We start from the raw sequence: 25428 nt of genomic DNA on the forward strand, positions 1-25428 counted from the left end.
CCGCGGCTGGCGACGAACGCTTACTATGTCCGGTGGAGCCGTTGCCGGCGCTCCGTGTCCCTTCCTTCTCAACGGACAGCTCCTGCAAAGCCTGAGCCGGAATCAGTTCCCAATCTCCGCCCTGGTTCCATGGGCCGCGCGCGTTCGGCTCGCCCCGGTCGCCGGTTCCCGTAGAGGAGTCGAAGTATTGGTTGACGAGGCCGGCCGTCGGGGGGAGGCTCCCGATTGAGAAGCGATCCTTCCCTAGGCTTTCCAGGGCCGCGGTGAACGCCTTCAAATGCGTTATTTCCCGGGTCATCAGGAACTGCAGCGCGTCGATCGTGCCTGCGTCATCGCAGAAGTGGATCAGCCGCTCGTAGACAATCTTGGCTCGCGCCTCCGCTGCAATATTGCTTCGCAGGTCGACGTCCAGTTCCCCTGTGATCTTGAGGTAGTCGGCGGTCCAGGCGTCACCCATCGAGTTCTGCAACGCCACGCCGCCGCCGCCCGCGATGGCGATCAGCGGATCGGCTTCCGCCGCCGAACGGCTGTTCTTCAGCGGCCGCAAGTGCATGCGCGCCAGTGAGCCCACAATCTCCAGATGGCTCAGTTCTTCGGTGCCGATATCCATCAGCATGTCCTTGCGTTCAGGATCGTCGCAATTCAACCCTTGAATCGAATACTGCATCGCCGCCGCCAGTTCGCCATTGGCCCCGCCAAACTGCTCGAGAAGCATGTTCCCAAAGCGAGGATCCGGTGTGCCGATGTGAACCGTATACATCAACTGCTTGACATGGTGATACATATGGGTTTTTGGCCTGAATGCGATGCAAGCCGTCTACTTTCCCGCTTTGGCGGACTTTCTCTGCGTCTTGCTCATTGCGGAGCTGGCTTCCTGCATCAGTGGCTTGCTCAGTTCCGTCAGTAGGAAATCGGCGCTCTCCTCTTCACCCAACGTTTGCGTGAGCAGCCTGGCGACTTGCGTTTCGCCGATCTGCCGGGCTAGGCTGCGGGCCGTCCCATATCCTGAGATCTCGTAGTGTTCCACTCTCTGCGCGGCGGCGATCAACCCGAGGTCGGCGGCAATCATCGGCCTCTCCTCGCCCTCTTTGATGGTTTCGGCGCCCTCTGTCACCAGCCCCATCATTGCCTTGCAGGGCTTCGGCTCCGGCTTCTCGCCCAGCAGGTCGAACGCGGCTTTTAGCCGTTCCACCTGACCCTCCGTCTGGTGGAGGTGATTCAGGAAGGTCTCCTTGAGCTTTGGATGATGCGCGGCCTTAGCCATCTTCGGCAGGGCTGTCAACAACTGGCCCTCCGCATGAAGAAGGTCGCGTAATTCGTCAACGAGCAGGTCTTTCAGTTGGTTCATGTGCTTTGATTCCCTGTCCAAGCTTTCTAAATCTGCGGCTGCCCTGCGCAACTGCGCCCTCCTGGGCAAGGTCGGGCACTTCGCGGACGTCAGGAAAGACTTCCACCAGGCAACCCGGAAGGCGCGTTGCGGACACTCCCGCCAGCGCGTTCCTGGAGCTGACCCGGGCCTCTGGGCCTGCTCCCTGCCTGCGGCTGGCCTCCGGTGCGATGCGGGCCGCGCGGGTTCTGCTTCGGGCTGTTCACGAGACGCACCTCCGGTCACACCGTCTCCTGCGTGTTCCGAAGTACGCCAGGTAAATCGTCCGCGAATGAACGGACGGCTCCCATCGCAGACCAGCCCGTGTCGGTAGCGTCCTTACTCGCTGTTGCTGCTCCGGAAGGCTCTGCCCACCAGGAAACCGATGACTCCAACGGCAAGAAGGGAAGGGCCTGGATTGTTTCTGACCAGCCGCTTGACGCCGGTCATCATTCGTTCGGTGTCGTGCTCCCGTACATATCCTGCAGTGGCGCTGAGCTTATCCGCCGCTGAGTGTGTCAGCCCGCTGATCGTGTCAACGCCAGGTAAGTTCTCGGCCTTTTCATGAAGGGTGGCCGCGGCCTTGTCCAGCCCGTTGGCCGCCGACCCCAGGTTCTGGTCGATGGCATCAATAGCCCTCCGGCCGAGCTCTGATGCGCTGCCCTTCAACTGCGTTGTACGTTCAGCCAGCTTGGCTCCAATGGCGGCAGCTTCGTCCACCAGTTTGTTATCGGATGCTTCTGGATATTGATTTTTCATACATCGTTCCTCAGCAAATACAAAGCACGCAGGTGGCCAAGCGAGAGCCGGCCGGCCGCGGAAGGTTGGCACGATCAGAGGCGGGAGAGTTCAAATGGCTTTGCCCCTGGGTGATTCTGCTAGCAGTCTGTGGTGGAAGTCCCGCTCGCCGCGCGGCACGGGCTTGCGAGCCCAGGTCGCGAAGAGCCGGCCGACCCAGTGCCGGCCACACGGAGGCCGGCTCGACACTGCCATGGGCCGTAACCCCTTGTCGCCCTTTGGGTTCGCTCCGGCGCCGGCCTTCCGCCCAAAAACAGGCGACTCTCTTCGGAACCCCTTTGGAGTCGCCCGTGAGCAGCCATTCTGGTGGCGGCCGCGGTGCGAACGCCGCTGCGCCGCTTCCGCCACAGGCTGCCGGTCACACCACAACGCTCCTCCTGATGGGTATTGATTCCAGCGAGGAAAAGGTAAATCGCCTTCTTTTCGTGCGAATAGTGTCCTCCTGTCGTCAGTTTCGGTCGTTGTTTGCCCTTGTCCCATCGAGGCTGTGCAGTGGTTGCATCACGATCCTCCAGGAAAGGAAACGCTCAGTGCCTTACACCGGCGCCATGGTTCGGCAGTAATTGTTACCTGCCGGACAGGGAACAGCCTGGAATCGAATGGACATATAGCCCGATAAATCGTGCTGGCGCCGCAGTGACGCCCTGTCGCCTACTAACCACCTATAGTCAAGAATCCCTGGGCCGGCTCCGGCTGGCCTGCGCGTCAGGCATTCGGGAGCCGGCCCCGCTTCCGGCCGTGCCGCACTGGGAACACCGAAGCCGCCACGGGCTGGACTCACAGGAAACGCTTAAGCCCTAAGCCGCAAGGATGCTCGCGGAATACCCCCAAACGGATGAGCTATCACTGGCGCCGCGTTCATGCGCCCCTTCCCCCGGCACACAGCACGAACGGCCGGTCCTTGACTCGCCGCCCCTTTTTCGGCAACCGCGAGCGGCGAGTTTTCCCAAGCCCTGCGCCGCCATCAGGGCGCCGGCCTCCTTCATTTCATCCAGGACTCCATTTTGAGGCAAGGCAATGGGCGCCCAAACCAATGAGGAATGCGTAGAAGCGATCCGTACACTCGCCGTGCTCCGGCCGTGGAGCGTGGCATGGAGGATGGAGATATCCTGCCCCCGGGAGTACAGCCGTTGGGGTATGCAGAGTGTTCTGCGAGTGTCGACTACGCTACCAGTTCAGTTTTGGCTGCCTGTCCGGCCGGACCGGCCCTAGGAGATAGCAATGATCAAGCAGTACTCAGATACACCCACAAATGGCACGACCAGCTCGCGGAACCGTTTGGCCCTGAATCGTCTTGGGCCGCAAAAGGGTTCCACCACGCCAATCGAGGCGAGGAAGCTCCCGGAGTCACGCGATCAGGCCGATGACCTCTCCCAGAGCCGCCTCAGCGCCAGGAAACTGGCGGAGGAAAAGGCGCGCGCCAGGACCGTTGCCCGCGCACAGGCCGTGGCGGAGAAACTGTCCACCGCCACAGACCAGGTAGCCAGCGCCATCACCGAGGCCACCGGCGCGGTGGAAGAGTTGGAAAAAACGATGCACACCATCGCGGCCGGCGCAGATCAGGCGTCGGCTGCCGCCGAGGAGTCACGCGCCGCGATCAACCAGATTGAGAAGGCGTCGGACGGTGCGAACGGCCGCGCCGAAGAATCCCTGCGCCGGGTAAACGATTTACAGGGGCTCGTCAGGTCCACGACGACGGACCTCGAAGCGCTCATCAAGGGAGTCGGCGAAGCCGCTGACGCCAATATCGATTCCGCCAAAATGATCGGCGAACTCGAACGGCAGTCCGAAGAGATCGGCAAAATTGTCCATGCCGTAACCCGGATTGCCGATCAGACCAACCTGCTTGCCCTGAACGCAGCCATCGAAGCGGCCCGCGCTGGCGAACACGGCAAGGGATTTGCCGTAGTCGCCGATGAAGTGCGAAATCTTGCCGAGATCAGCGAGAAGAGCGCCCGCGGCATCCAGGAAGTTGTCAACGAGATTCAGAACCAGGTGAAAGTGGTAGCCGGGGACACGGAAGCGGCCGGCAGGAAGGGCCGCGAAGAGGTGGACAAGGCCAAGGTCATCACCCAGGCTCTGCTGGCAATCGCCACGGACTTCGAGGAGATTCAGGCAAATTGCGCGGAGATTCAGAAGAACGCCGCGGAGGCCCTCTCCGGCGCCAAGACCTATCTGAAGGGAGCCGAGGAGATCGCCGCCGCCGCCGAGGAAGCGACCTCTGCCTGCCAGGAAGCGCAGAAATCGACTCAGGAGCAGTCCAAGGCGTATTCCGAAATGAGCGACGCTGCGCGCTCGCTGGCCGAGATGGCGGAATTGCTCAAGACGTCGACCAATGCGCAGAAGTCGGCCGAGGAACTGGCCGCGACAGCCGAGGAACTCTCCACCAATGCCGAAGAGCTAAAAGCGTCGTCTCAACAGATTGCCATCGCCATCGAGCAGATCAGCAAGGCCGCTGGTGCCCAGGCCAAGGCTGCGGAAGCCTCCAACACCTTGGGCGCTCAAATGCGGCATGCCGCCAAAGGCATGAGCGACCGTGCGGAATCGAGCGTGGAAAGAGCCCTGGCGACCCAAAAACTTCTCGCCACCAACAAGGTCAACGTGGATGCGCTGATCGTCAATGTGGGCAAGAGCGCCGTGGCCGCCGTCGATTCCGCCAGAAACATCCTGGAACTGGAGGAACGCACCCGTCGCATCGACAAGATCGTCGACGCGATTGTGATGGTGACGGTCCAGACCAAGATGCTTGCCGTGAATGGAAACGTCGAAGCGGCGCGCGCCGGAGAATATGGCCGGGGCTTTTCGGTGGTGGCTGGAGACATCCGGTCGCTCGCCAACGAAAGCAGCGAAAACGCCGATCGCATCAAGGATCTGGTCAAGAACGTACAGACTCAGATCACAAAGGTCGCGGGGGATATCGAACTGGCCGGAAGCCGGGGCCGGGCCGAAGTGGAACGCGCGAAGGTTTCTACGGCGAATCTGGATCGCATCGCAACGGAATCCAACATCGTCGTGACGGCCATCCGCGAGATCGCGAGAGCCTCCGTGGAGGCTGCCGCCGGGCTGGAACAGGCGGGCAAAGCAAGCCAGCAAATCGCGGCCGCCGCTGAGGAAACAGGCCGCGCCTCCACTGAAGCGGCGGGCGCCTCGGAGCAGGGACTGAAGGCCGCGCAGGAGATCGCTCAGGCCATTGAGGATATCGCTTCCCAGGCCGATGAACTGCAGAACGGGTAATCGGTAGCGAGTTCTTGTCGAAGGAGATCCGAAATGCAAAACGACACTCTACCAGCCTCCGGCGGCCTGAAGGACGAAAGCCAACTGGTCACCTTTCTGCTGAACGATGAAGAGTTTGGCTTCGACATCATGTCGGTCCAGGAAATCATCCGTCCTCCCAAGCTGGCGAAAGTCCCCCGTACACCTCCCTATGTGGACGGCATCGCCAATCTGCGCGGCGTCGTCCTGCCAGTCATTGATATGCGCACCCGCTTTGGAATGGAGCGGGCTCCGCAGACCGATCGCACCAGGGTTCTGGTCGTCGATATCAATGGAGTCAAGACCGGTTTACAGGTGGACCGCGTCAAACAGGTCACCAGCGTATTGCGCAGCGAAATGGAACCGCCCCCCGCGGCGATCCGAGGTACCACTGCGGACTATCTCGAGGGCGTAGTGAAACTGGACAAGGGACAGCGCATCGTCATGGCCCTCAACGCGGCTCATGTCTGCGAAATCGGCGTGACGGCAACGACGGCTTCGTCGAACAAGCTCGCTGCACGCGAAAAGCTCGCCGGCGCGGGATCGACGGGTCCCCTGACAGGCGCCGACGCCAAAGTTCAGAAGGTGGTCACCTTCCGGCTCGCAAAGGAGGAATTCGCCTTTCATATGGAGCATGTCCGGGAGATCCTGCGCGTGCAGACGCCAAAGCAGGTTCCGGACGTGCCCGGCTACGTGTTGGGCGTGCTGACGGTTCGAGGTCAGATTCTCCCGGTCATCGATCTGCGCAGGCTGCTTCACCAGCGTCCGCTGGCGGATGAGTTCGCGGATAGCTGCCGGCAATTGCGGGAGGACTATGAGTGCTGGATTGATCGGGCATCGAAACTCTTCGCAGGCGGGACGCAATCAAAGCTGGAAGCTTCCGTCACCGAGCAGTTCCGGAAGTGGCAATCTGAGACAAACAGTTCCAGCCAACTCCTGATGGAGTCCCTGGCTCAGGCCCGTGGGCTGAACGAGAAAGTGATCAAGCAACTCCAGATGCGGGCCAGGCACGAAGAGTGCGGTGATCGCGACGCCGCGGCCGCCTGCGCCGGCGAGGCGCTCTCGGCAGGCCGTGAGACGCTGGCTGCCCTGCGCCAGTTTGAACAGCAGGTGGCCCAGAACATCCAGGAAGACCAGCGCATCATTGTTGTGGATGCCGAAGGACTCGCCTTGGGTCTGGTGGTGGATCACGTTCATGAGGTGCTCAACGTTCCAAAGAACCTGATGGAGCCGCCGCCTCGCGTTAAGTCGAGCGGCGGCATGGAACTGTCCGGTGTCGCCCGGCTGGATGAAGGCTCCCGGCTGATCATGATGTTGGACGTCGGCAATCTCATGAAAGACCAAACACTACGCGCCGTCCAGGATTCTTCCCTCCATGCGGATGAAGCGGCGCTGGCCGGGGAGGTCTGTAGCACCGGCGCGGGCTCACAGGACTTGAGTGAAGTTCAGCTGGTGACCTTCATGCTCGGCCCTGAAGAATATGGCATTCCTATTTCGCAGATCCAGGAGATAGACCGTCTTTCCAGGATCACCAAAGTACCAAAGGCTGCCGAGTTCATCGAGGGGATCACGAACCTGCGCGGAGAAGTCATCCCCGTGCTGGACACACGGAAGCGCTTCGATCTCGAGGTGCGACCGGCCGACGACCGTACGAGGATCATCATCGTCGATCTTGGCGGCGTGAAGACGGGGCTGGTGGTCGACTCCGTGCGCGAAGTCCTGAATCTTGCCAGGAAGGACATCGCTCTCCCGCCCGATTCGATCGGTTCCGGAATCGATCAGCAGTTCATCTCTGGAATCGGCAAGGTCGATGCCGGCAAGCGAATGATCGTGGTGCTTGACGTGGAGCGGATTCTCTCCCGGCAGGAGCAGGCGCAGCTCTCCGAGACTGCCAACTAGGCCGGAAGAAAGGGCCGGCTTGCCCGGCCCGGTAGCATTCCAATGAGAAAAACCCGAGTGTTGGTGGCGGATGATTCTGCCCTGATGCGGCAGACCTTCAAACGGATCATCGCCGCTTCAACTGATCTTGAACTGGTGGGGCTCGCCCGGGACGGCGAGGATGCAATCTCCAAGGCCCGGCAGTTGCGGCCCGATGTCGTCTCGATGGACATCAATATGCCGAAGCTCGATGGGATCACTGCTCTCCAGATGATCCTCCAGGAGAAGATCTGCCCGGTCGTCATGGTTTCATCCCTCACTCAACTCGGAACTGCGACAACCTTCGAGTGCCTGGAGTTGGGGGCGTTCGATTTCATCGCCAAGCCGGATGGCACGGTCTCCTCCAACATGGGCCTCGTGGCGGACGAACTGCTATCGAAGCTCAGGGCCGCGGCGTCCCGAGGCATCGTGAACCGTCCTCCGCGCAGCCGTGAACGCCGGCTTCCGTCCAGGCCGCCACTCCACGAGGCATTTGCGGGCACTCCACAAACGAGAGCGGTTGCGATCGGAATCTCCACCGGCGGGCCGGCGACTCTGCAGGAGGTGCTGCCACAGATCCCGGCGGATGTGCCCGCCAGCATCTTCCTCGTTCAACACATGCCGCCCTCCTTCATTGCCTCGTTTGCGAAGCGGCTGGACGACCACTGCGCACTCAAGGTGGTGGAAGCGCGTTCGGGGATGCCTGTCGAGCCCGGCATCTGCTATGTGGCGCCGGGCGGAATGCATCTGTGTCTGCATCGCAAAATGACCGGTGAGGTGGTCATCCGCACGCCCACCACGCCCACCACGCTGTTCATGCCATCGGTGGGCGTCATGATGGCGTCGATTCTGAACATTTATGGCTCCGGCACGATCGGCGTCCTGATGACCGGCATCGGCGATGACGGCGCGGACCAGATGGTGGCCATCCGCCAGGCTGGAGGCCACACCATCGCCGAGAGCGAACAGACCGCCGTGGTCTACGGAATGCCTCGCGAAGCCGTCGAACGCGGTGGAGCATGCGTGGTTGCTCCCAGCCACCAGGTGGCGGAGGAAATTCTAAAGGCGGTTCGGAGAACAACGGAATGAGCACTCTCAGGGAACACATCGCGAAGTTGGGCAGCTCCTGTGAAGCAGAACGAATTGATGCGGTGGAGGATATCGGCTATCTGAACACCTCCGGCGGCGCGGCCGTGCTCCTGGATCACCTCTGCCGGGAGCCCTCGCGGACGGTACGGGCTTCCGTTTTCCAGGCCCTGCTTCGAATCGATGGAGACACGGCCATACAAGGCTGTCTTGGGTTGCTCGAAAGCGAAGATCCCCAACTCCGGAATCAGGCCGTGGATGTGCTGCGCCGCAAAGGCCCGAAGGCGATTCCGTTCCTGTCCGCGGCCATGCGGGAGGGCGGCAAGGACATCCGGAAACTCGTTCTTGATGCCATGAGCGGAACTCAGGTCAGGGGCGCCCGGGAGATCTATGCCGCCGGGCTCTCCGATGAGGATCCGAACGTCGTGATCACCGCGGTGGAGAATCTTGGACGGATTCGCGCCCAGGAGTTCCGCGGCCCCATCGAGGACCTGCTCCACGCGGCCTCGCATCCCATGCTGCTGGTCGCTTGCGTAGAGGCGCTGGTCAGCATCGGCCAGCCGGAATCGTTGGCCGCAATCCGGCGCCGGTTTCCGGATCTGACGACGCTGCCGGATCTCTTTGTGCCGGCGTATTTGAAGGCTATGGCCGCCCATGGGGCTCAAGCTGAGTTTGATGAGGTAGTGGGACTCCTGCAGGCGCGCGGCCGGAACTTGCGCCCCGCAATTCTTGGAGCCCTCCTTGCCATGTGCCCGCGCTGCCACACGCCGCAGGCGGGCCGCCATCTGCTGCCCATCCTGGGCGCGGTGGTGGAGGATGGGGGTCCTCCGCTGTGCCGTTACCAGGCGACCAAAGCAATGGGCTACTGGGCGGGCGGCGATGAAGTTTATGCCTTCCTCCTCCAGTGCCTGGCAAGCCCGGAGCGTCTCGTTCGGCTGGGGGCCGTTGAGTCTCTTCGTCTGGCGAACCGGCGCGAAGTAGGACTCATTCTTGCTGCGCATGCGCTTGAGGAATCCGACGACGAGGTCCTGCAGGCGCTGAACTGCAACGAGGAGCATCATGCCAGATATCTCAGTTGAGCAATTCCAGAAGCTCAGCCAGCAGATCTATCAGAAGCTCGGACTGCACTTCGACGACAGGAAGTTCTACTTCCTGAGAACGCGGGTAGCCAGGCGCATGGCCTCGTTGGGCATCGACGACCCCAAAGACTACCTGTTCATGCTGAGTTACGCCGACCCGGACGGTCTCGAGATGCAGGCCCTGGCGAATCTTGTTACTACCAACGAGACGTACATGTTCCGGGAGTATGACCAGTTGCAGGCCTTTGCCAATCACTGCCTGCCCGAGGTGCTATCGGCCAAGCAGGAGCGCGGCGAAAGGACGCTGCGAATCTGGTCCGCGGGTTGCTCCTCGGGCGAAGAACCGTACACCCTGGCGATGATCCTCCAGGAAGTGTTTCCCCAGGCACAGACCTGGGATTGTGAAATCGTCGCCTCCGACATTGATGAGAACATGCTCAGGAGGGTCGAGGCGGCGCGCTACGGACCGCGCTCCGTGAACGAGGTCCCGGATCAGTACCGGGAGAAGTACCTTGCCGAGGACGGCGGGGAGTACGTGGTGCGGCGAAGAACCGCCGGCCTGGTTCGAACCCTGCACCTGAATCTCAGTGACCGGATGGCGATGCGAGCCATGCGAGGGTTTGACTTCATCTTCTGCCGCAACGTCCTGATCTACTTCGATGATCTCTCTCGCAAGGCAGTAGTTGATCACTTCTACAACGCCTTGAGGCCGGGAGGATTCATCTTCCTGGGCCACTCCGAATCCGTGGGGCGAGTGACGACCGCCTTTACGCTGAAGCGGTTCGAAAACCACCTGGTCTATGTGAAGGAATAGCTCTGTGGATACCAAGCAAACGATCCTCATCGTGGATGACTCTGAATTCGTCAGGAACTATCACTCCTACATCCTGGAACAGGCTGAGTTCCGCGTGGTTACGGCGGTGGACGGTAGTGATGGGCTGGAGCAACTGTACACGCATTCCTGCGATCTGGTGATCACCGACATCAACATGACCAACATGGATGGCTACGAGTTCATCCGGCGCGTGCGCGCCAACGGGAAATACCGGTCGCTGCCCATCATCATCGCGTCCACCGAAAGTGATGGCAAAGACAAACTGAAGGGATTTGAAGCAGGGGCCAATCTCTACATTGTCAAACCCTGCGCCCCGGAAGTGATGGTCGAGAACATCCGCATGATACTGCGCGCCGCCTGAGGCATGGACGCGGCGGAGGAAACAGATACAGCCAGGGAAGGTTTCGAACTTGATGCCATTTTCTCTCTCTCGCCGGCAAAACCGGCAGCTTCTTAAGCTCGAAGGTACGGTTACCATCCGGCACGCGCAGGATCTCGCCGCCAAACTCGGCGAGTCCCCGGACTACGGCGCTTCCGTCGAAGTCGATACCAGCAGCCTGGAGGACATCGACACCTGCGTCCTGCAACTGCTGTGTTCACTGCGAAAGACGGCCCCGGCTCTTTCATTTGCCCACCCATCCGATGCTTTCGTCCGCGCCGTGGATCGCTGTGGCATGCGGCGGGAGTTCTTCCGGACGAGGGAATCCTTGTGAAGACGATCTTGACGGTAGATGATTCGTCCAGCCTCCGGCAGATGGTGAGCTTCGTGCTACGCAGCAACGGCTATGACGTCGTCGAGGCCGTGGACGGAGTGGATGGGCTGGCTAAACTCGATGGCCAGGCGGTGGACCTGGTTCTGACCGACATCAATATGCCAAGGATGGACGGAATCGAATTCACACGCCAGCTTCGAGCCATGACGCCCTACAAGTTCGTCCCCATCGTCCTGCTGACCACTGAATCGCACCCGGATAAGAAGCAGCAGGGTAAGGCAGCAGGCGCAACAGCCTGGATTGTAAAACCATTCCAGCCAGACCAGCTTCTGGCGGTGGTAAAGAAGGTCCTGCGCTAGGGCCTGGCAGGGAAATGGAAACCGAAAGCGGCAGTTAACGATGTCAATAGACGTGATGGAACAGATGCGGAGTGCATTCCGGGCAGAGGCTCTCGATTTGCTGATCGAACTCGACTCCGCCCTTCTGGCACTCGAGGAGGTGACGGCTGATTCAGCTCTCGTACATCGCGTCTTTCGGGCCATCCATACCATCAAGGGCTCGGGGGCAACCGCTGGTTTCACGCGCCTCGCTCGCTTCGCTCACTGCATGGAGGAGGCCTTCGATCTCGCGCGGGAAGGACGTCTCACCGTCACTCCGGAGTTGATCGATTGCGGACTGAAGGCGTGCGATGTCATTCGCCTGCTCATTGAGCAGAACTCCGAAGGAGCCGCTATACCCGGAGAGGCGGAAGCGGCCGGCGCGTTCGCGAAACTTCTGCCTGCGTCGTCAAATCCTCCTGCCAGGCAAGGCGAAGATCAAATGCCGGCGACGCTCACTCGCTCGGCATTCGAGATTACATTCAAGCCGAAACGGGATCTGTTCTATTCCGGAGCCGACCCGGTCACGTTGCTCGACGACTTGCGTGAACTCGGACAGGCACACATCACCGCCCATTCCGATCAGGTCCCGCTCCTGCCTTCGCTCGAGCCCGAGCTCTGCTACCTCTGGTGGGAAATCCTGCTTGTGACAGACCGCGGTCCCTCCGCGATCAGGGACGTATTTGTATTCGCTGAGGACGATTGCGAGCTCCGCATCCGGCTGCTGGACGATCAGGAATCGGCGGTGTCCCTGCTTGGTTCCGTGCCCGCGGAGGCGTTTGAACTGTTCGTGCTGGAGTGCGAAGACCACCTGGAAGCAATGGAACGGGACGCGCTCGCCTTGGCCGCTGGTCCGGCCGCAAGGGACGAGTTGGATTCCCTTTTTCGGGGAATCCACAGCATCAAGGGTAACGCGGGCCTGCTTTTGAGCGATGTCAAGGGCGAGACTCTTACTGCCGGCCATCCCTTGCCGCTATTGCTCCGCGTGGCTCACGGGCTGGAATCGCACCTCGATCCCTACCGGGCAGCGGGCGCCGTACGGCCCACGGAGCAGACTGTCCAGACCGTGCTCGAGACTTGTGACGCCATCCGCAACCTGTTGGGAAGGCTGAAGCACACCGGCTCGGGCGGTCCGGCCCCGCTGGAACTGCTCGCGCGTTTGGGCGTTGCTGCGGGAGACGCGCCGGCCGCACAGCCGGCCAACCCCAGGGAAGCCGCTTTTCTGAACACGGCGTCACAGTGCGTGGAGTTGATCGACAGTTGCTTCCAGCGCATCGGCAACGGCGGCGAAGCTACCCGGCCTGTTCTCGAAACCTACCTGCGTGGTCTCAAAACCTTGTCGGCTGCTGTCCAGTACCGGCACTGCCCTGAGCTGGAAGAACCCTTGGCGCAACAACTGCGAATCCTGGATGCCGCGATGAGTGCGGGCTCAGCCCTGGGCGGAGAAGATCGTTTGGCTCTCGACAGCGCGTTTCGCGCAGCCCGTTGCGCCCTGGATCGAATTTCGGCCGGCGGAGCTGTGAGCGGCAAATCGGAACCTGCCTCAGCCGCACCGCTCCCCCCGGGGACTTCGGAGGTTCGCACTGGCGGCTCCGCCTCGCCGTCCACCATTCGGATCGATCAGAACAAACTGGATAACCTGATGCGGATCGTCGGCGAACTGCTGGTGGCGCGCGGCGCCTTCCCCCTGCTGGTGCGGAAGCTGAATGACCGCGAGACTGGCACAGGACTGGCGAAGGATCTCAAGGACGCGGGCTCAAATATCTCGCGCATCGCCGACGAACTCCAGAGTAGTGTCATGTCGATTCGGATGCTGCCGGTCAAAACCGTTTTCCAGAGATTCCCTCGCCTGGTGCGGGACCTCGCCCGCTCGCTCGGTAAGGAAGTTCAGCTCGTAATCGAAGGCGAGGGCATCGAACTGGACAAGACGATTCTGGAGCAAATCGGAGACCCGCTCGTTCACGTTATCCGCAATGCGGTGGATCACGGCCTCGAGCCGCCGGAGAAACGTCGTTCCGCCGGAAAAAGCGTGTCCGGACAACTGGCCTTGCGAGCGCGGCACGAGGCCGGCGGTGTGGTGATTGAGATTGCCGACGATGGGCGTGGGCTCGACGCTGCAGCGCTTAGGAGAAAGGCCGTCGACAAGGGTCTGCTCGCGCCCGAGACCGTCGCTGGGATGAGCGATGAAGCCGCTTTTCAACTCATCTTCCTGCCGGGCTTGACGACCGCTGCGAAAGTCACCGATGTCTCCGGCCGCGGAGTCGGCATGGACGTCGTCCGCAGCAATGTCCGCGCTCTGCACGGTGCCATCGAGATCCGTTCGCAGCCCGGCCGCGGCACCACCTTCCTGATCAAACTGCCCACGAGTCTGATTGTTTCCAAGGGAATCCTGTTGGAGGCGGGAGGGCAGCAGTATGTCCTGCCTTTGAGTAGCATTCACGACATGGTCAAACTGCCGTTGGAAGCGGTGCACCTGTACCGCGGGGTGACCTTGGCCCAAGTCAGGGGCCGGGTCTATTCCATCTTCAACCTCGCGGAGATGCTGGGCCAGGCGCCCGCCCGGCAAACTGAGCTTTCTGTCGCAATTGTGGAAGCAGGCACAGTCCGATACGGTCTGGTTGTCGACAGGTTCATGACTGAAGTCGAGGTGCTCGTCAAACCCCTGACCGGCGGCTTGGAGCAATGCAGGGAGTTTCAGGGCGCTGCCATCATGGGCGACGGACGCGTGGTTCTGGTCCTGAATCCGCTGGAGTGCCATAGTCTGGTCGTCACGGCTTGCACCTAGTGGCTTGACTCGAGAGGGCCGGAAACTGATCGTCACCGCGGTCGCGAGGAAATATCTCCTTTTGTTTCATCCATCCCCGGTGTCGTGCTGCGGCTGCGGCCCGTGCCGTCTGCTACGCTTTGTGCGCGGTGGGGCGGTTTCGGCCGCACTTTTGTGCCGCCTGGTCTTTGAAATCCAAACCTGCGCGTCAATGATGGGGGCCGCAATGGCGGCGGAGCGCCTTGTCTTCTCAGAGGATGCTCCCTTGCCCAAATCGGGCAACCCAATCCACTCTCCCTGCGGCATCAAACCCATCCTGCTCAACCGTCCCCACCCAAAAGGGACCGCCGGGACAGGCTCCGGCAAACCCATTCACTGTTTTTGAGGGATCAAACCCATTCCGCCCAACGGCGCCCGCCCGGGTACGACCGCCAACAACCGAAACTGGCAAGCCAATCCACTCTCTCTGAGGGATCAAACCCATTTATTCCCACTTTGTTCTTCCTTCCGCCGCCGCAGCCTCTTCGCTTTGTTTACTTGACCTCCCTCCACACCCATGGTTCACTATCCCTAGAACTGTACCCCTAGCGTAATAGGTATGCCTCCACAGAACTCCGCCCAAACCGCTCTCGACCTCCTCATCCTCACCCTGCTCGACCGTCGCGGACCCCTCCACGGCTACGCCATCGCCAACTTCATCGAGGACCTCTCCGACGAAGCCCTCAAGGTCGAGGAAGGCTCTCTCTACCCAGCCCTCCACCGCATGGAGGAGAAGGGCTGGGTTGCCGCCGAATGGACCATCACCGGCAGCAAGCGGCGGGCCCGCCAGTACAGCATCACGCATGGAGGCCAGAGCCAGCTATCCGCCGAAACCCAACGCTGGGCCGGCTTCTCCCTGGGCGTCGCCCGTGTCCTGCAGCAGGCGTAAGGAGGTCCCATGAGCTGGCTAACTCGATTCAGGAACGCTCTGCGGCCGGAACCTCTCGAAACCGAGCTGGAAGACGAATTTCAGGAACACCTCGAGCAGCGCGCCAAACGACTGGAGACAAAAGGTTTGTCGCCCGAGGAGGCCCGCCGCGAGGCCGCCCTCCGCTTCGGCAACTCCACCCTCATCCGGGAACGCAGCCGAGACATCCGACTCTGGCTGGGCCTCGAAACCGGCCTCCAGGACCTCCGCTACGGCTGGCGCGCCCTCCGCCGCAACCCGGTCTTCGCCATCACCGCCATCCTCTCCCTCAGCCTCGCCATTGGCGCCAACACAGCCATCTACTCCGTCGTCGACGCCGCCATCCTGCGCAAACTGCCTGTCCCGGACCCGGACAGTCTGATCTACCTGGCCACTCCGCCCATCCAGCAACCCGGCTCCGAGACCAGCGACGAGAACACCTCTTTCAACTACCCTGTATTCAATAGCTTTCGGGAGGCGGCTGGCGATTCCGCCCGGTTGGCCGGCGTCGGCTTTCCCGGCCGGGCCGAAATCAGCGATTCCGCCCCAGGGGCACCCATCGAGAAGGTCACCCGCGCCTATGTTTCCGGAGAGTTCTTCCAGGTATTCGGCGTGACCCCGGCCCTGGGGCGCCTGTTCACCGCCGCCGAAGACAAGGTCCCCGGTGGCCACCCCGTCATGGTCCTCAGCTACGACTTCTGGCAGCGCCGCTTCCATGGCGACCCTGGTGTTATCAACCGCACACTGCTCCACGACAAGACTCTGTACACGATCGTCGGGGTGGCGCGAGAGGGCTTCTTCGGCAATGAGCCCAGCCGCTTCGTCGACATTTGGGTGCCCACGATGATGTATCAGAAGGAGGCCTTCACCAACGATCGCTGGCAATGGATGCGCATTACGGGGCGGCTCGGCCCCGGCACGACGCGCGAGCAGTTGGCCGCCCGCTTCCAACCCGTGCTCAGCCAGTCCAACGAGAACAGGCTGAAGCGTATGACGACGGTGCCTGACGTTGTCCGGAAACAGATTCTGGAGATGAAGATCTTCGTCCAATCCGGTGCCCGCGGCGTATCGACCTTCCGACGGACCTTTGCCCGGCCGCTCTGGGTTGTGCTCTGTGTCGCTGCCGCCATCCTGCTCATCGCCTGTGCGAATGTCGCCAGCTTGCTCCTGGCCCGGGCCTCGGCCCGCGCTGCCGAGATGGCGATGCGCATCTCTCTCGGTGCGGCGCGCTTGCGTCTGGTCCGCCAATTGTTGACGGAGAGCCTCATGCTGGCCGGTCTGGCCGGAGTAGCCGGCTGGCTCATCGCCCGATTGGCGGCTCCCGCGGTCGTCGCGATGCTCGCTACCCCTGGCGACCCCTACCGGTTTGCGCTCGAAATGGACTCTCGTGTCCTCTTGTTCTGTGCGCTCATCTCCGCCCTGGCCACCCTGCTCTTTGGCATGCTGCCCGCCTGGCAAGCCTCGGGGACTCAGCCCATGCAGGTGCTGCGCGGCGCGGCCAGCCATGGCGGACGCCTCCGCCTGGGCCGCCTCTTTGTCAGTGTTCAGGTCGCCTTTGCCTTCTGCCTCGTCATGGCCGGAGCCTGTTTCCTATTCAGCCTAAGAAACTTGCGGGCTGTCGACGCCGGGTTCGACCCGCACCAGTTGGCCCTCTTCTCCATCAGCAACGAGGTGCCCGCCCAGGAGAAGGCCCCAAAGTCTAATTTGATGATCCAGATGCGAGACCGCATGGCGGCGCTCTCCGGAGTACAGGCCGCGGCCGTCGCCCCCTGGGTAGTTCTGGAAGGGAGCACCTGGACGGACCAGATCTTTCTGCCCGGCAAATCGCCCAGTGACCGCGAAGAGATCTTTTACCCGGTGTCGTCCGGCTACATCAACACGATGCGGATGCGCATGTTGGCGGGCCGCGACTTCACGCCGCGCGAGGCGAACAACGATCCGGTCGTCGCCACCGTGGTCAACATGGCCTTCGTGCGCAGGTACTTCAATTCAGAAGACCCGGAGGCCGCACTGGACAAATCATTTCAACGCTCCAGCCAGCCCTCGATGGTGACTCACCGTATCGTCGGAGTCGTCAGCGACTCACATTACTCCAGCTTGCGGAAAGCGCCTGTCCCCATCGTCTACATGCCGGCGGAGGGCAGCAGTTACTACACCCTGCATGTCCGCTCCAATCTGGACCTGCCTTCGCTAACCAGGCTCGTCGAAAGAGAGGCCGCGGCCGTCGGCTCAGGCACCCGTCTGCGCGAGGTCACGACGCTCGACACCCTCGTCGGCAACACGCTTCTGCGCGAGCGGCTGCTGGCTGTCATCGGTGGAACCTTCGCCCTGTTGGGCCTGGTTCTGGCGGCTATCGGCCTGTTCGGCCTGTTGAACTACTCCGTCGCCCGCCGGACCCGCGAAATCGGCATCCGTTCCGCCCTCGGTGCGCAGCGCGGGGAGATTGTGATGTTGGTGGGCAAGGACTTAGCCGGTATGGTAGGGGGCGGATTGCTCACTGGCCTGGTGGCCTCGCTCGGCCTCATGACTCTCGTCCGATCGCTGCTCTTCGGCATACGGACGGTTGATCCGCTCGTCATCGGCTCCGCCACGGCAGTCTTCTCCCTGGTCGCCCTGATGGCCGGAGCCTTCCCCGCCGGGCGGGCCGCCGCCGTCGATCCGGTCGTGGCCCTCCGCGGCGAGTAGGCGCTAGAACTTATAGTTCAGCTCAATGTAGGAGAACTGGGCATTCTGGTCGTTCGGGTAGATCGCCCGCATGGCCGTCTTGCCGTCCACATAGGCGTAGAAGCCCGTGATACTCCAGTTCTTGTTGATGGTCCAGTCGATGCTCGTATCCCACTGATTGGCCAAGCTCTTCGCCTTGCCCGTGTTGCGGCCGATGAAGCCGAAGCTCCACGGCTGGAACGCTCCGCCGCCGACATACCAGAGGTCGTTCCGGTTGGACAGGCTCAGCGAATGGAACTCAGACCGGATGGTCACGGCCTTGTGCGGCCGCAGCGCCAGGATGCCGTAGATGTCCTGGTTATTCATCATGTTATAGAAGGGGATGCGCGCATAGGGCCGTGGCGTCGGCAGCATCTGGAAGTACGAACCGTGCTTGTTGTCCGTCGGGTCGTTGTCGCCGCCTGTTCGCGTAACCCCGCCCATCAGCCACGGCTTCAGCTTCGCCATCACTTTGGGCTGCCAGCCCGCTTCCAGGTCGAAGGCATTCGACCGGTGATCCTGCCTGCCCCACTTGCCGCTCTGCAGCATGCCCCACAGCATGAAGTCGAAGATGCCGGCCGAGGACTCGATTTTGTGCAGATAGTGGCCGCCATACGTCCCGATACGGATGTTGTTCATATCCGCCAGCCGCACGGCCGCCGCCCGGTTGTCCGTCTTCAGGACGTGGCGCCAATCCTGGTAGTACACCGCCAGGGCGCGCCACTCACCCACGTTCTTCCCCTTGCCCACCTGGCCGGTCGCCGAGCCGTACGAGAAGCCGGTTTTCAGGTTGCCCCAGCCGTCCACCTGGAACGCGCCGCGCGTTGTCAGGGCACTGACCACCGAATAGGTGATGGCGCCCTTCGATGCCTTGTACTCGAACCCGTCGAAGCTGCGGCCCACATGCGACCAGCCAAATGGCCCGATCAGCCGCTGGTTGACGCGGTCGCGCTTGAGCGCCGCCAGGGTTGCGTCCTTCGGGGTGACTTCTCCGCCGTCCATCCACTCGAAGCGGCCCACCCGCAGGCTCTGGTCCTTGTCGCCAAACAGCCCCTTAAAGCGCAGATAGCCCTGCTTGGGGAAAATCATCGCGGCATGGCGGCGTGCGCTGTTCGCGCCGAAGTAGTTGCCGCCCAACCCGAGCTGAAGCTGCGGAGCCGGGGCGATCGCATCGTTGGGAAGACCCAACAGGAACGGCGCCGCCAGCTCAAACTGCCAGTCCACCTTCTTCGCCGTCTGCGCGAAGCTCAGCTTGAAGATGTTGCCGCTGAACGCATAGTCGTTGTTGGCCGCCCCCTGGAAGTAGTCCCAGATTTCGGTCCTGGAGCGCAGGCTCCCGCTGATGGTGACGTTGCCTACCTTAATAGGATCCTGGCCGAAGGCGGCGGCGGTCCAGAGACAACTGACGACAAGTAGGGTGTAACGCATGGAGGTGTTGGCAATCCCAGAGATTTAAACGCGACTGTGACCTGGCTACCCGAGGAGGTGTCACCCATCATACTAAGTTCCAATCGACGAAAGATATGCCGGAAATGGACCGACGGTACCGCAGGGTCCAGAATGCATTCCTCAGGCCGCTCCACGCGCCAGGGAGGCGCCGGCAGGCGGTTTCCACCATAAGCGGGATCCAAGTTTTCAATTCCCCTCGCCAGAATCTACCCATTCGATAGCCTGATGGGACGCTACACTAAGGATGACCCATGAACCGTAACGGGCTCCTGCTGTGCCTGATCAGCTCTCTTGCACTCGCCGCTTGTCATGCCTCGGAGGGTCCGGCGACCTCCACCACGAAATCCGCTCCTGAAAAAACCGCGGTTGAACCGGCGAAACCCGCCAACCGCGAAGCCGATGACGCCGCCCGATTCCTCGCCGGCATGCCCGGCCGGGAAGGCAGCGCCTACAAGGCTCTCGAAAGCCAGAAGGCGTGGATCGACCACGCCCGGCAGATGGACGAAGCCTGGGCCGGCTTCGAGAAGCGCCGCAAGGCGGGGATGACCAAGTTCCAGCAGGCTGAACTGGTGGGCGCGCCGGTGGACGGCAGCCCCATCTGGTATCCGTTTTCCGGCGGCGACGCGCTGACCATGCTGGTGTTCTTCCCCGGTCACACTACTTATTCCATGGCCGCGCTGGAACCGCCCGGCCGCATACCCACTGCGGCTCAGTTCGAGAAGCTCGACCTGGGCAAGGAGCTGCCGCAAATCGCCAGCACCCTTTCCTCCCTGCTGGGCAAGAGCTTCTTTGTCACGCGCGAGATGGACCGTCAACTGCGTGGCCAGGTCACCGATGGTGTGGCCGAGCCGATGCTGATCCTGCTGGCGCGGCTGGGCTACCAGATCAATGGCTACCAGTACGTCCAACTGGACGAAAACGGGAAGCTCGTTCCGCGCGGCGTGGACACCCAGCGCGCGGCTTTCGGTAGAAACCGCGGCCTGTCCCTGGACATCGAACGGGCGGGCGAGAAGCCGGCCACCCTCGTCTACATCTCGCTGAACCTGGACGACGCCCACATGAAGGACAACCCGGCGTTTAAGACCTACGTGGCCGGGCTGGGCAAGAGTTGCACGCTGCTGAAGTCGACCTCCTACATGATGCACAGCGACGGCTTCAAGCTCATCCGCCAGATGGTGCTGGACGACAGCGCCCTGATCATCCAGGACGACTCCGGTGTGCCGTGGAAGTACTTCACGCCGGAACACTGGCAGGTCCAGCTCTATGGCGATTACGTGTCGCCGTTCGGCGCGGACTTCCAGTTCCGCACCCAGAAGGACCTGCGGGCGGCCTACGAAGCGCAGCGCAAGGACGTCAAGCCGATGGCCTTCCGCATGGGCTACGGCGCAGGCAAGATCGAATCGAATCTGCAGGTTGCGCGGCGGAAGTAGACTTTACTCCAGCACAACAGATCATTCGTACGGGGCGGAGCCGATCCGCCCCGTACGCGCGTTTGGACGCGAAAAAGCCCGGAGCGCCTGGTCAGGGCGCGCCGGGCTGGAATTCCCGCAGGAGAGGGACAGTTACTTCTTCAAAAGCCGGATATTGCCGTTGGAGCTGGTCAGGTCCAGCAGCGCGCCGCCGCCATTCAGTTGGCCACTCACCTTGGTCTTGCTGAACTGGTTGGTGTTGATGGAGATGTCCGAGGTGATGCTGCCGTTCGAGGTCGAGGCGCGCAGGTCGGCATGGATGTTCTCGGGCACGCGCAGGTTGATGGACGAGTTCGAGGTGCTGGCGCGGATCGCATTGTTATTCCAGGAGTCGAGTGTCGCGTTGATGCTGCCGTTGGAGCTCTCAAGCTCCATCGACCGGCCGGTCTCCAGCGAAACCACCTGGGCGTCGATCGAGGCATTCGACGTGTGGGCATTGAAGGCGCCCTCCACGCCGTCGGCCTTGATGCGGCCGTTGGAGGTGACGAGGGTGGCCGCGCCCTTGAACTTATCCAGCTCGATGCTGGAGTTGGACGTGGTGGCTTCCAGTGAGCCTTCGACGTTCCAGACACGGATGGAGCCATTGGACGTCTTCAGCCGGGCACTGCCCTGGATGGACTCAATCCGCATGCTGCCGTTCGAGGTCTGGATGTTGTCGAGAATCACCTTCCTGGGGAGCTTGATCACGAAGCGGGCTCCGCAATTGCAGTTGCGCTCGATAGGGCGCAGGGCTCGAATGCGAATCGAGCCGGGGTCGGAAATGACGTCGATCTTCAGGTCTTTCATGACCTCTTCGCGCGATGCGTACTTCGTTCCGCTGATGTCGACGCGGTCTCCATCCCAGCCGAGTACCTCAACGGAGCCATTGAAGGTCTCCAGTACGACACGGCCGCCGGGGGTGAGCTTGTGCTGATAGGAGAACTCCTCCTTATACCGGTCTGAGCTGCCCCAGTCCGACGGATCGATGTCGCAACCGGTGAGCGTGAGGGTTCCAAAGACTAGTGAGAGAGCGAGCCAGTTTCGTTGCATAGAGACCTCGTCGTCTTTACTACGGACCAAGCGGTCCCAATGTTCCGAAACTTCGCCCTTGGGATCAAAAAACCTGGCCGGGCGCCGGCGCTCCCGATCCTGGCCAAGCGGCTGGAAACTGGCGTACAGATTGGGTGTCCGGGCTTGGGCGCCATGTTAGCCTGAACTTAATGAAGAAGTTACTGGCGCTGAACAGAGGGGAAATTGCGATCCGGATCTTCCGTGCCGCCAACGAGTTAGGGCTCGGAACGGTGGCTATCTACAGCCAGGAAGACCGGTTGAGCCTGCATCGCTTCAAGGCCGACGAGGCGTACCTGATTGGCGAGGGCATGGGCCCTGTCCAGGCCTATCTGGACGTCGAGGGCATCGTTTCGCTGGCCAAGGAGAAGGGTGTCGATTTCATCCACCCGGGGTACGGATTCCTGAGTGAGAACCCGGCCCTGCCCAAGGCTTGCGCGGCCGCGGGGATCACCTTCGTGGGTCCCAGCGAACGGATTCTGGGGATGCTGGGCGACAAGACCGCGGCCCGGCGCCTGGCGCACGAGGCGGGTGTTCCGACCCTGCCTGGCACCGAGAAGCCCGCGGCGAGCTTCGAGCAGGCCAAAAAGCTGGCTCCGAAGATCGGTTTCCCCTTGATTCTAAAGGCGGCCTTCGGTGGCGGCGGACGTGGCATGCGCGTCGTCAACAAGCCCGAGGAACTGGAAGCGCGGTTCCATGAAGCGACGGCCGAGGCGCAGGCTGCGTTCGGCAACGGCGCGGTGTTCATGGAGCGCTACATCCGGCGCGCCAAGCACGTGGAAGTGCAGATTCTAGGCGATACGCACGGCAACATGGTCCACCTGTGGGAGCGCGACTGCAGCGTACAGCGGCGTCACCAGAAGGTGGTGGAAGTGGCTCCGGCGTTCGGGCTGGACATGAAGATCCGCGAGGGTCTATGCGCCGCGGCGGTGAAACTGTGCTCGCATGCCAAGTACTACAGCGCCGGCACGGTGGAGTTCCTGGTGGACGTGGACTCCGTCGAATGGTTCTTCATCGAAGTCAACCCGCGCGTCCAGGTGGAGCACACGGTCACCGAGGAAGTGACGGGCATCGACATTGTGCGGGCGCAGATCCAGGTGGCCCATGGGCTAGAACTGCACGGCGCTGAGATGGGGATTCCGGCGCAGGACGAGATCCGGGTGACCGGCGCGGCGCTGCAGTGCCGGGTGACGACCGAGGATCCGGCCAAGAACTTCCTGCCTGATTACGGCAAGATTCAGACCTACCGGTCACCGGCCGGCTTTGGTGTGCGCCTGGACGGTGCGTCGGCCTATGGCGGCGCGGTGATCACGCCGTACTACGACTCGCTGCTGGTGAAGGTGACGACGCGCGGCAACAACTTCGTGCAGGCCTGCCAGCGCATGGACCGCGTGCTGCGCGAGTTCCGTATTCGCGGCGTGAAGACGAACATCCCGTTCCTCGAGAACGTGATCCACAACGCGAAGTTCCAGGCGGGCGAGGCGACGACAACCTTCCTGGAGCAGACGCCGGAGCTGTTCCGGTTCAAGGCCCGGCAGGACCGGGCGACCCGGCTGCTCACCTATTTGGGCGACGTGATGGTGAACGGCAATCCGGAGATGACAAACCGCGTGGCGCCGGCGGTGACGCGGGTGGCTCCGGTACCGGAGCACAACGCGGCCGAGCCGCCCAAGGGTACCCGGCAACTGCTGGACGAGTTGGGCGCGGCCGGGTTTGCCGAGTGGACCCGCAGCCAGAAGCGGCTGCTCATCACGGATACGACGATGCGCGACGCGCATCAGAGCCTGATGGCGACCCGCATGCGGACCTACGACATGCTGCAGATCGCCAACTACTATTCGCACCGTCTGAGCGGGCTGTACAGCCTGGAGATGTGGGGCGGGGCGACGTTCGACGTGACCATGCGGTTCCTGCACGAGGATCCGTGGATGCGGCTGCGGCGGCTGCGCGAACTGATTCCCAACATCTGCTTCCAGATGCTGTTCCGGGCGTCGAACGCGGTGGGTTACACGGCCTATCCGGACAACGCCGTGCGGCGGTTCGTCGAGGTGGCGGCGGACGAAGGCATGGACATCTTCCGCATCTTCGATTCGCTGAACTGGCTGCCGAACATGAAGGTGGCCATGGAGGCGGTGCGGCGGACGCCCAAGGTGTGCGAGGCGGCCATCTGCTACACCGGCGACATCCTGGATCCGAAGCGCGACAAGTATCCGCTGGCCTACTACGTGAAGATGGCCAAGGAACTGGAGAAGATGGGCGCGCACGTCCTGGCCATCAAGGACATGGCGGGTCTATTGAAGCCCTATGCGGCGCACAAGCTGGTGAAGGCACTGAAGGAAGAAGTCGGGCTGCCGCTGCACTTCCACACGCACGACACCAGCGGCTTGAACGCGGCTTCCATCCTGAAGGCGAGCGAAGCCGGGGTGGATGCGGTGGACGCGGCGCTGTCGTCGATGAGCGGCTCGACGTCGCAGCCGAACCTGAACTCGATTGTGGCCGCGCTGCAGCATGACAAGACGCGCGGGACGGGGCTCGATTTCGAAGCGCTGAACCGGGCATCGGATTACTGGGAAGTGGTGCGGGCGAATTACGCTCCGTTTGATACGGCGCCGCGGTCGGGTACGGCGGATGTGTACATCCACGAGATGCCGGGCGGGCAGTATACGAACCTGCGCGAGCAGGCCGAGAACCTGGGCCTGGGTCCAAGATGGCCTGAGATTGCCCGGATGTATGCCGATGTGAACCACGCCTTCGGCGACATCGTGAAGGTGACGCCGTCCAGCAAAGTGGTGGGCGACATGGCGCTGTTCCTGATCCAGCACGGGATGACCGTGAAGGAGTTCGAGAACCTTGGCGCGGGCCACAGCCTGAACATACCGAACTCGGTAGTAGAGATGTTCGAAGGGACGCTGGGCGAGCCGGAAGGCGGCTGGCCGAAGAAGATCTCGAACGTGATTTTGAAGGGTAAGAAGGCGGGCAAGGGCCGGCCGGGCGCCAAGCTGGCGCCGGTGCAGTTCGACGAGATTCGGACAGTGGTGGAGAAGAAGACGGGCCACAAGCCATCGGAGACCGACCTGATGAGCTATGTGATGTACCCGGACGTCTTCACAAAGTTCGACAAGGCTCGGGCGGCCTATGGCGACCTGACGGTGCTGCCATCGCCGACCTTCTTCTACGGGATGAAGACCGGGGAAGAGATCACCGTGGAGATCGAAGCCGGCAAGGCGCTGGTGATCAAGTTCGTGGCGGTGGGTGACCCGCATCCGGACGGCACGCGGACGGTGTTCTTTGAACTGAACGGCCAGCCGCGCGAGGTGACGATCCGGGACCGCAAGCTGAAGGCTGAGACGAAGGCGCATCCGGTGGCGGATGTGGCGGTGCCCGGTCAGGTGGGCGCTCCGATTCCCGGTGCGGTGACCAGTATCGCGGTGGAACTGAACCAGGAAGTGAAGAAGGGCGAGAAGCTGCTGGTGATGGAAGCGATGAAGATGCAGACGACGGTGTATGCTCCGGTGGCGGGCAAGATCAGCGCCCGGCATGTTTCCGTCGGACAGACTGTACAGCCGAAGGATCTTCTGGTGGTCATCAGCTAGAAGACCGGCGGCCCCAGGCTGAATAGATTTCGGG

Annotated in this window: 17 protein-coding genes and 1 pseudogene; 13 read left to right on the forward strand and 5 right to left on the reverse strand. The window is 62.0% G+C overall.

Features of this window, described 5'->3' with window-relative positions; translation table 11 throughout:
* Positions 1-82: 82 nt before the first annotated feature.
* The 3 genes and pseudogenes from IRI77_RS28645 to IRI77_RS28655 form a co-directional block, all read right to left on the reverse strand.
* Positions 83-784 (reverse strand): annotated as a pseudogene (locus IRI77_RS28645) (manganese catalase family protein); the annotation flags it as partial.
* A gap of 33 nt (positions 785-817) precedes the next feature.
* Positions 818-1348 carry a ferritin-like domain-containing protein gene (locus IRI77_RS28650; RefSeq protein ID WP_194448393.1) on the reverse strand — a complete coding sequence of 177 codons (531 nt, stop codon included), beginning with the start codon at positions 1346-1348 and terminating at the stop codon, positions 818-820.
* A 357-nt stretch (positions 1349-1705) separates the two neighbouring features.
* Positions 1706-2125 carry a hypothetical protein gene (locus IRI77_RS28655; protein ID WP_194448394.1) on the reverse strand — a complete coding sequence of 140 codons (420 nt, stop codon included), beginning with the start codon at positions 2123-2125 and terminating at the stop codon, positions 1706-1708.
* Between the two features lie 1260 nt (positions 2126-3385).
* On the opposite strand from IRI77_RS28655, the gene IRI77_RS28660 reads away from it, so the two are divergent.
* The 11 genes from IRI77_RS28660 (at position 3386) to IRI77_RS28710 (ending at position 17818) form a co-directional block, all read left to right on the forward strand.
* On the forward strand, positions 3386-5398 hold the full coding sequence (locus IRI77_RS28660; RefSeq protein WP_194448395.1) for a methyl-accepting chemotaxis protein: 2013 nt from the start codon (positions 3386-3388) through the stop codon (positions 5396-5398).
* Between the two features lie 33 nt (positions 5399-5431).
* Positions 5432-7315, forward strand: coding sequence for a chemotaxis protein CheW (locus tag IRI77_RS28665; protein ID WP_194448396.1), 1884 nt, complete (start codon positions 5432-5434; stop codon positions 7313-7315).
* Positions 7316-7357: 42 nt separating this feature from the next.
* Positions 7358-8422 (forward strand): protein-glutamate methylesterase/protein-glutamine glutaminase, encoded by a 1065-nt coding sequence (locus IRI77_RS28670; protein ID WP_194448397.1) that lies wholly within the window; start codon positions 7358-7360, stop codon positions 8420-8422.
* Complete coding sequence (locus tag IRI77_RS28675; RefSeq protein WP_194448398.1) at positions 8419-9498, forward strand: HEAT repeat domain-containing protein; 1080 nt, start codon at positions 8419-8421, stop codon at positions 9496-9498. The genes IRI77_RS28670 and IRI77_RS28675 overlap by 4 nt, the downstream gene beginning before the upstream one ends.
* Positions 9479-10312, forward strand: a complete 834-nt coding sequence (locus tag IRI77_RS28680) for a CheR family methyltransferase (RefSeq protein WP_194448399.1) — start codon at positions 9479-9481, stop codon at positions 10310-10312. The genes IRI77_RS28675 and IRI77_RS28680 overlap by 20 nt, the downstream gene beginning before the upstream one ends.
* Positions 10313-10316: 4 nt before the next feature.
* Entirely contained in the window at positions 10317-10694 is a 378-nt protein-coding gene (locus IRI77_RS28685; protein ID WP_194448400.1) for a response regulator, read from the forward strand.
* Between the two features lie 52 nt (positions 10695-10746).
* Positions 10747-11046 carry an STAS domain-containing protein gene (locus IRI77_RS28690; RefSeq protein WP_194448401.1) on the forward strand — a complete coding sequence of 100 codons (300 nt, stop codon included), beginning with the start codon at positions 10747-10749 and terminating at the stop codon, positions 11044-11046.
* Complete coding sequence (locus IRI77_RS28695; protein WP_194448402.1) at positions 11043-11405, forward strand: response regulator; 363 nt, start codon at positions 11043-11045, stop codon at positions 11403-11405. The genes IRI77_RS28690 and IRI77_RS28695 overlap by 4 nt, the downstream gene beginning before the upstream one ends.
* 64 nt (positions 11406-11469) lie before the next feature.
* Entirely contained in the window at positions 11470-14208 is a 2739-nt protein-coding gene (locus IRI77_RS28700) for a chemotaxis protein CheA (protein ID WP_194448403.1), read from the forward strand.
* Between the two features lie 577 nt (positions 14209-14785).
* Positions 14786-15115, forward strand: coding sequence for a PadR family transcriptional regulator (locus IRI77_RS28705; protein WP_194448404.1), 330 nt, complete (start codon positions 14786-14788; stop codon positions 15113-15115).
* A gap of 9 nt (positions 15116-15124) precedes the next feature.
* On the forward strand, positions 15125-17818 hold the full coding sequence (locus IRI77_RS28710) for an ABC transporter permease (protein WP_194448405.1): 2694 nt from the start codon (positions 15125-15127) through the stop codon (positions 17816-17818).
* 3 nt (positions 17819-17821) lie between these two features.
* Here the strand turns inward: IRI77_RS28710 and IRI77_RS28715 are convergent, their stop codons facing one another.
* Positions 17822-19264, reverse strand: coding sequence for an alginate export family protein (locus tag IRI77_RS28715; RefSeq protein ID WP_194448406.1), 1443 nt, complete (start codon positions 19262-19264; stop codon positions 17822-17824).
* 272 nt (positions 19265-19536) lie between these two features.
* On the opposite strand from IRI77_RS28715, the gene IRI77_RS28720 reads away from it, so the two are divergent.
* Positions 19537-20715, forward strand: coding sequence for a hypothetical protein (locus IRI77_RS28720; RefSeq protein ID WP_194448407.1), 1179 nt, complete (start codon positions 19537-19539; stop codon positions 20713-20715).
* A gap of 132 nt (positions 20716-20847) precedes the next feature.
* On the opposite strand, the gene IRI77_RS28725 is transcribed toward IRI77_RS28720, so the two are convergent.
* Positions 20848-21783 carry a DUF4097 family beta strand repeat-containing protein gene (locus IRI77_RS28725; protein ID WP_194448408.1) on the reverse strand — a complete coding sequence of 312 codons (936 nt, stop codon included), beginning with the start codon at positions 21781-21783 and terminating at the stop codon, positions 20848-20850.
* 170 nt (positions 21784-21953) lie between these two features.
* Here IRI77_RS28725 and IRI77_RS28730 point away from each other — a divergent pair, with 170 nt between their 5' ends.
* Positions 21954-25394 carry a pyruvate carboxylase gene (locus IRI77_RS28730; RefSeq protein WP_194448409.1) on the forward strand — a complete coding sequence of 1147 codons (3441 nt, stop codon included), beginning with the start codon at positions 21954-21956 and terminating at the stop codon, positions 25392-25394.
* The last annotated feature ends 34 nt before the right edge of the window (positions 25395-25428 follow it).

Origin of the sequence: Paludibaculum fermentans, from assembly GCF_015277775.1 — a bacterium.
Classification (GTDB): Bacteria; Acidobacteriota; Terriglobia; order Bryobacterales; family Bryobacteraceae; genus Paludibaculum; species Paludibaculum fermentans.

What these genes read in the sequence shown, in the direction of transcription:
- IRI77_RS28675 (WP_194448398.1), top strand. Translation starts at nt 8,419, where the DNA reads ATGAGCACTCTCAGGGAACACATCGCGAAGTTGGGCAGCTCCTGTGAA.
- IRI77_RS28710 (WP_194448405.1), top strand. Translation starts at nt 15,125, where the DNA reads ATGAGCTGGCTAACTCGATTCAGGAACGCTCTGCGGCCGGAACCTCTC.
- IRI77_RS28660 (WP_194448395.1), top strand. Translation starts at nt 3,386, where the DNA reads ATGATCAAGCAGTACTCAGATACACCCACAAATGGCACGACCAGCTCG.
- IRI77_RS28705 (WP_194448404.1), top strand. Translation starts at nt 14,786, where the DNA reads ATGCCTCCACAGAACTCCGCCCAAACCGCTCTCGACCTCCTCATCCTC.
- IRI77_RS28670 (WP_194448397.1), top strand. Translation starts at nt 7,358, where the DNA reads ATGAGAAAAACCCGAGTGTTGGTGGCGGATGATTCTGCCCTGATGCGG.
- IRI77_RS28690 (WP_194448401.1), top strand. Translation starts at nt 10,747, where the DNA reads ATGCCATTTTCTCTCTCTCGCCGGCAAAACCGGCAGCTTCTTAAGCTC.
- IRI77_RS28700 (WP_194448403.1), top strand. Translation starts at nt 11,470, where the DNA reads ATGCGGAGTGCATTCCGGGCAGAGGCTCTCGATTTGCTGATCGAACTC.
- IRI77_RS28650 (WP_194448393.1), bottom strand. Translation starts at nt 1,348, where the DNA reads ATGAACCAACTGAAAGACCTGCTCGTTGACGAATTACGCGACCTTCTT.
- IRI77_RS28715 (WP_194448406.1), bottom strand. Translation starts at nt 19,264, where the DNA reads ATGCGTTACACCCTACTTGTCGTCAGTTGTCTCTGGACCGCCGCCGCC.
- IRI77_RS28725 (WP_194448408.1), bottom strand. Translation starts at nt 21,783, where the DNA reads ATGCAACGAAACTGGCTCGCTCTCTCACTAGTCTTTGGAACCCTCACG.
- IRI77_RS28665 (WP_194448396.1), top strand. Translation starts at nt 5,432, where the DNA reads ATGCAAAACGACACTCTACCAGCCTCCGGCGGCCTGAAGGACGAAAGC.
- IRI77_RS28680 (WP_194448399.1), top strand. Translation starts at nt 9,479, where the DNA reads ATGCCAGATATCTCAGTTGAGCAATTCCAGAAGCTCAGCCAGCAGATC.
- IRI77_RS28730 (WP_194448409.1), top strand. Translation starts at nt 21,954, where the DNA reads ATGAAGAAGTTACTGGCGCTGAACAGAGGGGAAATTGCGATCCGGATC.
- IRI77_RS28720 (WP_194448407.1), top strand. Translation starts at nt 19,537, where the DNA reads ATGAACCGTAACGGGCTCCTGCTGTGCCTGATCAGCTCTCTTGCACTC.
- IRI77_RS28655 (WP_194448394.1), bottom strand. Translation starts at nt 2,125, where the DNA reads ATGAAAAATCAATATCCAGAAGCATCCGATAACAAACTGGTGGACGAA.